This is a genomic window from Actinomadura geliboluensis (genome assembly GCF_005889745.1).
In the GTDB taxonomy this organism is placed as follows: domain Bacteria; phylum Actinomycetota; class Actinomycetes; order Streptosporangiales; family Streptosporangiaceae; genus Spirillospora; species Spirillospora geliboluensis.
Genome location: NZ_VCKZ01000364.1, coordinates 1 through 9,255 on the forward strand (window position 1 = coordinate 1; position 9,255 = coordinate 9,255).

7 protein-coding genes and 1 CRISPR repeat array are annotated in these 9,255 nt (G+C 67.2%); all 7 genes read left to right on the forward strand.

What is annotated here, in order from left to right; translation table 11 throughout:
* Positions 1 to 59: 59 nt before the first annotated feature.
* Positions 60 to 636: direct repeats of the CRISPR family, unit length 29 nt; unit sequence CGGACCACCCCCGCTCGCGCGGGGAGAAC.
* 466 nt (positions 637 to 1,102) lie between these two features.
* Positions 1,103 to 1,666 (forward strand): hypothetical protein, encoded by a 564-nt coding sequence (locus ETD96_RS34755; RefSeq protein ID WP_138640719.1) that lies wholly within the window; start codon positions 1,103 to 1,105, stop codon positions 1,664 to 1,666.
* A gap of 880 nt (positions 1,667 to 2,546) precedes the next feature.
* Positions 2,547 to 4,349, forward strand: coding sequence for a relaxase/mobilization nuclease domain-containing protein (locus ETD96_RS34760; RefSeq protein ID WP_138640720.1), 1,803 nt, complete (start codon positions 2,547 to 2,549; stop codon positions 4,347 to 4,349).
* A gap of 141 nt (positions 4,350 to 4,490) precedes the next feature.
* The gene (locus ETD96_RS34765) at positions 4,491 to 4,784 is read left to right on the forward strand and encodes a hypothetical protein (RefSeq protein ID WP_138640721.1); all 294 of its coding nucleotides are present in this window, start codon (positions 4,491 to 4,493) and stop codon (positions 4,782 to 4,784) included.
* A complete protein-coding gene (locus ETD96_RS34770; protein WP_138640722.1) occupies positions 4,781 to 5,704 on the forward strand; it encodes a DUF2637 domain-containing protein in 924 nt (307 codons plus the stop codon). The genes ETD96_RS34765 and ETD96_RS34770 overlap by 4 nt, the downstream gene beginning before the upstream one ends.
* On the forward strand, positions 5,704 to 7,677 hold the full coding sequence (locus tag ETD96_RS34775) for a toprim domain-containing protein (protein ID WP_138640723.1): 1,974 nt from the start codon (positions 5,704 to 5,706) through the stop codon (positions 7,675 to 7,677). The genes ETD96_RS34770 and ETD96_RS34775 overlap by 1 nt, the downstream gene beginning before the upstream one ends.
* Complete coding sequence (locus tag ETD96_RS34780) at positions 7,674 to 8,561, forward strand: hypothetical protein (protein WP_138640724.1); 888 nt, start codon at positions 7,674 to 7,676, stop codon at positions 8,559 to 8,561. Before ETD96_RS34775 ends, ETD96_RS34780 begins: the two co-directional genes overlap by 4 nt.
* A gap of 19 nt (positions 8,562 to 8,580) precedes the next feature.
* Positions 8,581 to 8,877: a hypothetical protein gene (locus ETD96_RS34785; RefSeq protein WP_138640725.1), complete on the forward strand. Its 297-nt coding sequence runs from the start codon at positions 8,581 to 8,583 to the stop codon at positions 8,875 to 8,877.
* The last annotated feature ends 378 nt before the right edge of the window (positions 8,878 to 9,255 follow it).

Here is a 9,255-nt window from a genome sequence, read left to right on the forward strand (position 1 = left end):
GACCACCCCCGCTCGCGCGGGGAGAACGCGCCCTGCGGCAGCTGCCCGCCGTCATCGAACGGACCACCCCCGCTCGCGCGGGGAGAACCTGACGGTGCCGGTGTTGACGTCGAGCTTCCACGGACCACCCCCGCTCGCGCGGGGAGAACGCCATCACCGCGCCGGAGATCTGCGACCAGTACGGACCACCCCCGCTCGCGCGGGGAGAACGGGAACGTGGTCGCGAAATCGATCGACTCCGACGGACCACCCCCGCTCGCGCGGGGAGAACGCCGGGTCCGCCACCGAAACCCAGGGCATTTTCGGACCACCCCCGCTCGCGCGGGGAGAACTCCTGCAGGAGATGCCGACCCAGTCGTTCATGCGGACCACCCCCGCTCGCGCGGGGAGAACCGGTGACCGCGACCTCGCCCAGTTCCTCCAGTGGACCACCCCCGCTCGCGCGGGGAGAACGACCGCGACGGCGGCCCCGAAGCCTACAGCGGCGGACCACCCCCGCTCGCGCGGGGAGAACTGCCCGTACCGCTCCCACATCAGCGCCTGGGGCGGACCACCCCCGCTCGCGCGGGGAGAACGGGATATCAAGGATGAGGCCAACGAGCCTCGCCGGACCACCCCCGCTCGCGCGGGGAGAACACTTCGCGACCTGCAGCTATGCGGTGCCGTTATCGTTCTGAGATGTGGATCTGAGTTGCCAAGCGCTGGCCATGAGGCGAGCCTACGGTACGACCGGGGCGATGCCTTGGCTGGTCGGTTGTTCGCTGCTGGCGTGCCGGAGTGTCCGGGTGGCGGATGGTTCGCCGGGCATGTGATGGAGGCGGCTGAGGTTCCGAGTCCATCGACCTGGTCATCGTCCCTAGCAAGACTTCCGCGCAGCTTAAGCCACTCGCAGCCGCTTAAGTCTCGATCGAACCGGCTTCCAATTCGTGTCGACTGGGAGGCAACACGCCGATGGGCCTGCTGGTCACCTGGACTAACTCAGGGCACCATGGAGCGCAAACAGCTGGACATCACTTGAAGTGATCTCAGTCTTCCTTACTTATCGCCTACTGAGAGGGCTGCTGCATGACCGAATCTTCTTCGATGCTGGAGCGCAATCCACATGGACGATCAAGAGACCTCAACCGACGAGGACATCGAGCGGCTCGCCGGCGAGCTGCATGAGCGTGTCCGAACCCTCAACCACCTGACACAAGGCCCTCCCGGGCTGTCCGAACCGGCGGCGGCGTACACGGTTCTCGGCAACCTCGCTCAGACGTCCTTCCGCATGGCGCAAACGGCCGAGCAGATCGACGCGTTCCTGACGCGGGAGTTGGACGCGAACAGGCTTGGGAATGATCGCGGTGACGATCCCGCTCCCGCCGTAACCGCGGCGCACAATGCGCTCGGGCGGGTCACCGAGCAGGCGGCCGAACTCGGCGACGGCTTCCGCCGGGCGGCAAGTGCGCTTGCTCCTATCCATGCCGTGGACGACAACGAAGAGGCGTCGCACGACCAGCATGTAGAGGCAGACCTGGCAGATCGAGGGGACGCCCAAGTGGGCTCTGCAAGTGAGGACTTCCCCAGAACGATCAGCGAGGTACTCCCAAGACCGGGGCCAGCCGAAGACGTGCCGCCGGAGCTTCGCTCGCCGCCGCAGCCGCCGCATCCACGCCGCGGTCGGTAGGCCGAGGACGGCACGCGGCCGAGCTCAACTGGACCCCTGTCCGTGCGGAACGACCACCTTGTGCTCTTCAACGGCCGGGCCGCGGCCCCTTCATCGTGTCGCGCCCATCCCGTGAAGTGCTGTGATGTCGTCCTCTCTGACCTGGAGGAGCACCCCGACTTGCCCCGCGCTGGTGGTCCCACGGCGCGGGGCAAGTAATGGCGTAAATGACACTTACGGGCTTCGGGACCGGGCGCGGTCCGAAGAAGTGACGGGCGAAGTCCAACCAGCTCGATGGGAGGCCGGGTGGCGCCTGATGAGCAGGAAGGCCCTCTCCAAGGGGGGCGGGGGAGTGGTGCTGGAAAGCATCGAAAAACGCAGGGACATCGTCGGGAGCGACTGCGTGGTCAGCGGCGAGATACGGGGCTGCGGGTTCCCCTGAGCAGCGAAGAGTATGCCGTGGTCCGAGCGGCGGCTGGGCGGGTCGGCATGGCGATGAGCGCTTACGCAGGTGAGGTCGTGGTTGCCGTCGCCACACAGGCTGATCCTCCGCAGTGGTCGCCGCTGACAGAGTTGCTGGGCGAGGTCATGCGCGCTGCCGGGCAAGCCCGTCGCATCGGGATAAATCTCAATCAGGCGGTTGCGGCTCTGCACTCGGTCGGCCAGCCCACCCGCGCGCTGGAGGAGTACGCGCGGGTTGCGGCGGCCTCGACACAGAGCATCGATGCGGTTGCTGAAGAGATCAGAAGGGCTCTCCGCCGCTCCAATACGCCGAGGCCTCGGTAGTGAGATCGAGGTGGGCTCGCGCTCGCCCGCTCCGGGGCGGGCTTGTGACATGCGGTGGTGCGCACATCTCGATCGCCATGGTTGTGATTCGCCAGATGTGGCCGGGCGAGGGTGCGTGATCGCCAAGGTCATGCGCGGAAAGCGCGTGCCGGGCCTGATCCGCTACCTGTACGGGCCGGGGCGCCGTAACGAACATCGTGATCCACATATCGTCGCGGGCTTCGATTCGCCGGCAGCGCTCGAACCACCTACAGGGAGGGACGGGAAGCGCGACTTCCGGCGCCTGGACGCTCTGATGCAGCAGCCGCTCGACCTGCTGGGTGAACGCAACCATCCCAAGCCGGTCTGGCATGTAGCCGTCCGAGCACATCCGGACGACCCGATGCTGAGCGATCGTCAGTGGGGAGAGATCGCCGCAGAGATCATGGACCGGACGGGGCTCGCTCCGTCCGGCGATGATGAGGCCGTCCGCTGGTTCGCCGTCCGGCATGCCGACGACCACGTTCACATCGTCGCCACCCTGGCCCGCCAGGACGGGACCCGCCCCAATGTGTGGAATGACGGCTACCGACTCCGCGCCGCCTGCCGGGCGGTCGAGGAGCGCTACCGGTTGCGGCGGACGGCGCCGGCGGACCGGACGGCGGCGCGGCGGCCCAAGCGCGCCGAGACCGAGAAATCCGAACGCGTCGGCCGGACGGAGCCGGCCCGCAGTGCGCTGCGGCGGCATGTGGTCACTGCGGCGGCGGGGGCGCGGACGGAGGCCGAGTTCTTCGCCGCCCTCGCGGCTGAAGGGGTTCTGGTGCATAAGCGCCACAGTGAACGCACCATCGGTCAGGTCACGGGCTACGCGGTCGCATTGCGTGATGATGTAGGGCCGTCCGGACGGCCCGTGTGGTTCGGCGGCGGGAAGTTGGCCAGCGACCTCACGCTGCCCAAGCTTCGACGTCGATGGGTTCCGGAAGGCCTTGATCGTCCGGGGTCTCGTCCACTGTCCGGACGGCATCTGTCAGAGCGGACGGCGCGCGCCGTGTTGCGGACGACCGTCCGCCGCGCGGCGGACGAAGCCCGGACGGTCCACGAGTTCCTCGATCTGCTCGAAGCGCAGAACTTGCTGGTGCGGCGTCGCTTCAGTCAGATCGATCCCGATCAGATCACCGGCTACGCCGTCGCGCTGCCCGGCGGCGGTGAGGAGCCCACCTGGTATACCGGTGGGCGACTCGCCGACGATCTCACCCTGCCACGCATCCAGCGACGATGGGAAACCTTGATATGGGATGCCGGCGGCGGTCTGGGCCCCGCGCTGTACGATCTCACGCCCGAAGAGCGGCAGGCGTTCTACGACGATGCGACTCGGGCAGCCGCCTACGCCACGTCCCAGATCCGACGGCATTTGGCCACCAATCCCTACGAGGCCGAGGATGCCTGCTGGGCCGCGTCCGACGCCCTCCATATCGCAGCCAAAGCCACCGGCAATCCACATCTCCGCCGCGCCGCTGACACCTACGACCGGGCCGCGCGCGCACCCTATGGCCGCATTCCCCGTCCCAGTTCAGCTGGCAACGCCGTGCGCACCATGGCCCGGTTGCTGTCCCTGGCTGGGCCCCAGACCCGCACCACCGCGTCCATCCTTGGGCTGGTCGCACGCTTGATCGCGTTGGTGGAGACCATCACCCAGATCCGCCTGCTGCAACAACGGCAAGCTCAAGCCGAGGCGGCCCGCCAAACGAGATACCACCTCGACCATGCGGCGGCGGGCCACCACGCCACCGTCCGGCCTGAGAATGCCGTTCTGCCCACGCAAGCTCGGTTGGCCATGGCCGGGTTCCCCAACCCGTGGGCCCCTATGACCCCACAGACACAGGCAGACCAGGTCCCGAGCCTGCCGCCGCGTGAGGTGAGCCGGCGGCGGAGCCTGTGACGGCGGAGCCATCACTCCGAAAGTAACCAACACGCCGGTCGCTCACTGTAATTGACCAACGTCTAGTCGTGCTGCATCTTCTGATCAAGGACTTTAGTTGATGGCCGCTCGGATCATCGGCTGACACCACCGGGAGACGCGATGCAGAAGCAGGTAACGACCACGCAGGCTGAGCTGGAAGAACGGCGTACCAAACTGCTTCGGCTGCACTGGGAGTTGAGGCGGCTGGGGGCCTGCGTGCGGGCTCGCAAACCGCGCAACGGACGCTGGCGCCTGCGGATCCGGCACAACGGGTGGTCCGAAACCGTCCTGTGCGCCGGAGCCGACGGCGTGTACGTCTACGTCACCGCCCACGGCCGGCTCCTCGGGACCACCAACGAAGCACGGTACGTCGCGCGGCTGCTGGTCTGGATGGTCGAGAGGCGTGTTCGATGACCCCACTCCGGCAACCGAAAGCGACGACTGTGGCCGACGGCACGGACAAGGCCCCGAGCGTGCCTCGGGACATCCAGGTCGTCAGGTGGACGGCCGCCGGGATCGCACCGCTGATCGCGGCCCTCGCCGTCCTCGGTGGACTCGGATCCTTCACCACCATCAAGCAGATGGCCGCCCCGCACTTCGGTGGCCTGGCCTGGATCGTCCCAGTCGGGATGGACGTCGGGATCTTGATCCTGCTGGCCTGGGACCTGCTGATGGAGTACCTCGACCTGCCATGGCCGGTGCTGCGCTGGGTCGCCTGGCTCTACATCGCCGGCACTGTCCTGGTGAACGTGTCCGCCGCGCACGGGAGCTTCGCCGGAAGCGTGATGAACGCCGCCATGCCCGTCTTGTTCATCACCGTGATCGAAGGTGTCCGACACCTGATCCGGCGGTGGGTCGGGCTAACGTCCGCCCGCCGGGTCGAACGAGTGCCGACCGCGCGCTGGGCGCTCGCACCCATCTCCAGCCTGTTGCTCTGGCGCCGCATGATCCTCTGGCACATCACCGAATACCGGCAAGGGCTGGAACTGCAGCAACGCCACCTCGCGGCCGTGTCGCAACTCCAGCAGGACTACGGACGGTGGTCGTGGCGATGGCGGGCACCACTGGCCGACCGACTAGCGCTCAACCGGCTGTCGGACGCAGAGACCGCCGCATATGACGGCACTGGCGAGAACGCAGCAGACGGCAAGCAAGACGGCCAACTGATGGCCATCGCCCGCCAACTCCAGCAGGAAGCGGAAAGAGAAGGCGTCCTACTCGGCCGGGATCGGCTCGGCCACCGCCTGCGCGAGCGGGGCTTCACCATCGCGAACCACCGGCTCACGCAGATGATCGCCGCTGTGCGCGCGGAATCGGCAAGGCGCCAATCGTGATGGCCGACGACGAACAGCAGCGACACCGGATCGACGTTCTGCACGGGATCACCGACCACATGGTCGTCCGTCTCGTCAGCGGACACCTTCCATGGGACGAGTGGCTGCTGCAGGCGAGTCGACATGGACGATACGGATTCACCAACACCCTGCTCATCACTGCGCAACGGCCCACCGCCACCGACGTGCGCTCCTACGACTCGTGGCAGAAGCAGGGCCGGCAGGTCCGCCGCGGCGAGACAGGCGTCAGGATCATCTCCACCCGAGGGAGAGGCCGAACCGTCTTCGACGTCGACCAGACCGACGGAAAAGCGGCCGAGAAACACCTGGCCTCCCCGTCGGAAGGACTGCGCCGGCTGTCCAAGCTTGCCGCCGACCTCGACCTCTACGTCGATCGTGGCCAAGGTTGGACCTACCTTGGCCAGCCAGACCGCCGCATCCACCTTCCCCCCGAACTCGACGACACCACCGCAGCGTCGTGCCTCGCCCACCAACTTGCACATGCGCTGAGGACCGGCGGACATATCGATGCCGCCGGTTCCCACTCGGCACCCTGCCACGGTGTTCGGCGCGTCCTGGCGGACTCGGTCGCCTACCTCGTTCTCGCCGAACTGGGGATGCCCGTCGCGCACCTGTCCTTCCCGGCACCGCGCCTGTGGGCGGGAGCAGACGTCCGAGCGAACTCGTCGGCGGCGGTCCGTGTCGTCGGAGACCAGATCGTCCGGACGGCCACGCGCATCAGGCGCCGCCTCACAGAAGCGCCCCCGAGTGACGCTCCTTCCGCGCTCACCGCGACCGCGCCCGCGCCCAAGAAGCCCACTTCCTCGCAAGCAGCTGGTTCTACCAAGCCCGCGCACCCCGAACCGGACGTCTCCGTGTCAGAGATCCGTGCCGCGTTGAGCGACGCTCACCAGTTCTACCGGCGCGGCCTCCGTGGAAGCTGGGGAGCCCGCTACCTGGCCTCCCGCGGCTTCACCCAGCCGATGCAAGAGCAGTGGCAACTCGGCCTTGCCCCCCGTTCCCGCCAGACCCTCCTCCACCACCTACGCAACCTCGGGCATCAAGACGAGACACTCATCCAAGCCGGCCTGGTGAAACGCAGAGACGGCGATAGGGACCTCTTCGACCTGTTCCGCGACCGCGTCCTGTTTCCCTTCCGCGACCAGGACGGCGAGATCACCGGCTTTATCGGCCGCCGACGTGACCACGCCCCAGGCCCCAAGTACCTCAACAGCCCAGAAACACCGCTCTTCCACAAGAGCAGCATGCTCTTCGGTCTCCACGAGGGGCGCGCAAGGCTTTCCGGCACGACACGCCCCCTTCTGGTCGAAGGTCCGCTCGACGCGATCGCGGTCAACGCCACATTGCCGGACACCTACACCGCCATCGCACCCTGCGGTACCGCGATCACTACCGCGCAGATCGAGGCCGTCGCCGCCCACACCGATCTCGACACTTCCGGACTGGTCATCGCACTCGACGGCGACCCCGCAGGGCGAGCCGGAGCAGTCCGAGCCTGGCGAACCCTGCGGAGCATCACCGGCCCGGTCGATGCGGCCATCCTGCCCCACGGCCAGGACCCGGCAGACCTGCTGTCCCCGGCAGGACATACGGCTGTCCGCGAGGCGCTACTTTCTGTAACTCCCCTCCCTGACCTGGTGATAGATGAGAGAATCCAGAAGTCTGGGGGACAACTGGAGTTCGTCGAGTCCCGCGTGGCCGCCGCCCAAGCCGCCGCCGCATTGATCGCTGAACTGCCACTCGACCAGATCGCCCGGCAGATCACTCGCGTCGCCGCCCGCACCGGCATGGCACCCGCTGGAGTCACCGCACTCGTCGCCTCAGCGATCAGCCCGGACCCGCTCCCGGACACCGCGTCGATCCGGCGCTCAACCAGCGGGCAGCAGCCACCCGCCATCCAGCATCCGTCTCGGACGACCGCCCCCAGACCGACCAACCGGAGGACCGTATGACCCAGCAACACCCAGACCCGATCACTGAAGGGTTCCAGCACACTGGGCAGCGACTCATCCAGCTGATCTCCGCCGCCACCGGAGTTCAGCAGATCGTCGCCCAGCGCAAACACCGCTTAAAGGCCGCCCGGCAGGCTCTGAAGGAGGAGACCAGACGAGCAGAAGCCGAGAAGGAACGAGTCGTACGCGCCCAAGCCCGTTCACGCTGGGGCCGAGCCCACGACCGCAAATGGCTTCGTCACGCCAACCTGCTGGACGTCGCCGATGCGTGGGCCGCCGGCGTCCCATACGCAACGGGCAACGCCTCAGCGGCACGCGCGGTCCACCAATGCGAAGAGCAGCTCCGCCGCCTGCATCCACACGCGATGAGCCACTACGACCGGTTCCGCGCCGAAGGCAAGGAGCCGCTCGAAGCAATGACCCACGCCGCACCCTTCTTCACCCGAGACCCCAACGTCCGCACCGGGGACCCGGCGCCTCAACGCGAAGAACTCCTCGAAGGCACCGGCGCGGAGTGGGGTGCGCGCACCCACGGTCCGGACCGCAGCGAATGGGAGCAGGCTCGCCAAGAGCAGCGCGCGACCCAGATCGCCGACCAGCTACGAGCCAAGCTCCGCCTTCAGGGACACGAACCTCAACCCGAAGAGATCCGGACGGTCCTTGAGATCACCACGAACCTGCCCGGGGACATCATCGCCAAAGCCGTTCCGGCTACATCGCACGCAGGACTGCTCCGGGGCTCGGACGTGGAACGCGCAGCCGAAGACTTCCCCTTCCCCATCGACGAGGCACTGGAGATGAGCGGAAGCAAGCCTCACGAGACAGCGTCCGCACGGCGAGCCCCCTCCCAGATTCCCGACCGGAACCGACGACGGACACTCTGAACCAGGAAGGAATGAACCGATGGCCGTTCTGATGGACAGCATCTTCTTCTGGCTAGGGCTGATTGCCCTACCCGCCTTCCTCGCGGTGCTGCCGACCCTCATCGCCCTTGTCCGCGGTGCCGACGACATCGGCTACATCATCCTGATCAATGCCATCTGCTGCGCCATCGGCTTCGCCTGGCCCATCGCGCTGATCGCCGCCATCACCTGGCCCCGCCGTGAGGTGCACGTTGCTCCACTCTGTTACCAGGCCTCACCCGCGCCGCCCGACCATCACCGCGGGAGCCATGCCTACGGGCAGGACCTCCATGGGTGACCGCCCAATTGTCGACAGGCCACTCACCGCGACGATGTGCTTACAGGGAACCTCACCGAACTGCGGGGCAAAAGAACTGCTGACGACCACGAGCGTGCGTACACCTGACCCGGCCCGTTCTCGACTGACCGTCTACCACTACTGGTGAGGGACGACGTTCTCAACCGCCTCATGCCGATGTCGACAGGTGCCCAGAGCTGTGAACAGGCTGACGGTGCGGAGGAGCACATTCCCCTTGGTACGCAGTAGTTCCCAGCGGATATCCGGCTTGGCTGCGAGTCGCGGAGGACGCTCACGGCCTTCGCAGGACGCCGCCGTATTCGCAGACGTCTCGTCCCATCCGGGAGGCGCCGACGAACTGGGCCAGTTCGTCGGGGA

What these genes read in the sequence shown, in the direction of transcription:
- ETD96_RS34780 (WP_138640724.1), top strand. Translation starts at nt 7,674, where the DNA reads ATGACCCAGCAACACCCAGACCCGATCACTGAAGGGTTCCAGCACACT.
- ETD96_RS34775 (WP_138640723.1), top strand. Translation starts at nt 5,704, where the DNA reads ATGGCCGACGACGAACAGCAGCGACACCGGATCGACGTTCTGCACGGG.
- ETD96_RS34755 (WP_138640719.1), top strand. Translation starts at nt 1,103, where the DNA reads ATGGACGATCAAGAGACCTCAACCGACGAGGACATCGAGCGGCTCGCC.
- ETD96_RS34765 (WP_138640721.1), top strand. Translation starts at nt 4,491, where the DNA reads ATGCAGAAGCAGGTAACGACCACGCAGGCTGAGCTGGAAGAACGGCGT.
- ETD96_RS34785 (WP_138640725.1), top strand. Translation starts at nt 8,581, where the DNA reads ATGGCCGTTCTGATGGACAGCATCTTCTTCTGGCTAGGGCTGATTGCC.
- ETD96_RS34770 (WP_138640722.1), top strand. Translation starts at nt 4,781, where the DNA reads ATGACCCCACTCCGGCAACCGAAAGCGACGACTGTGGCCGACGGCACG.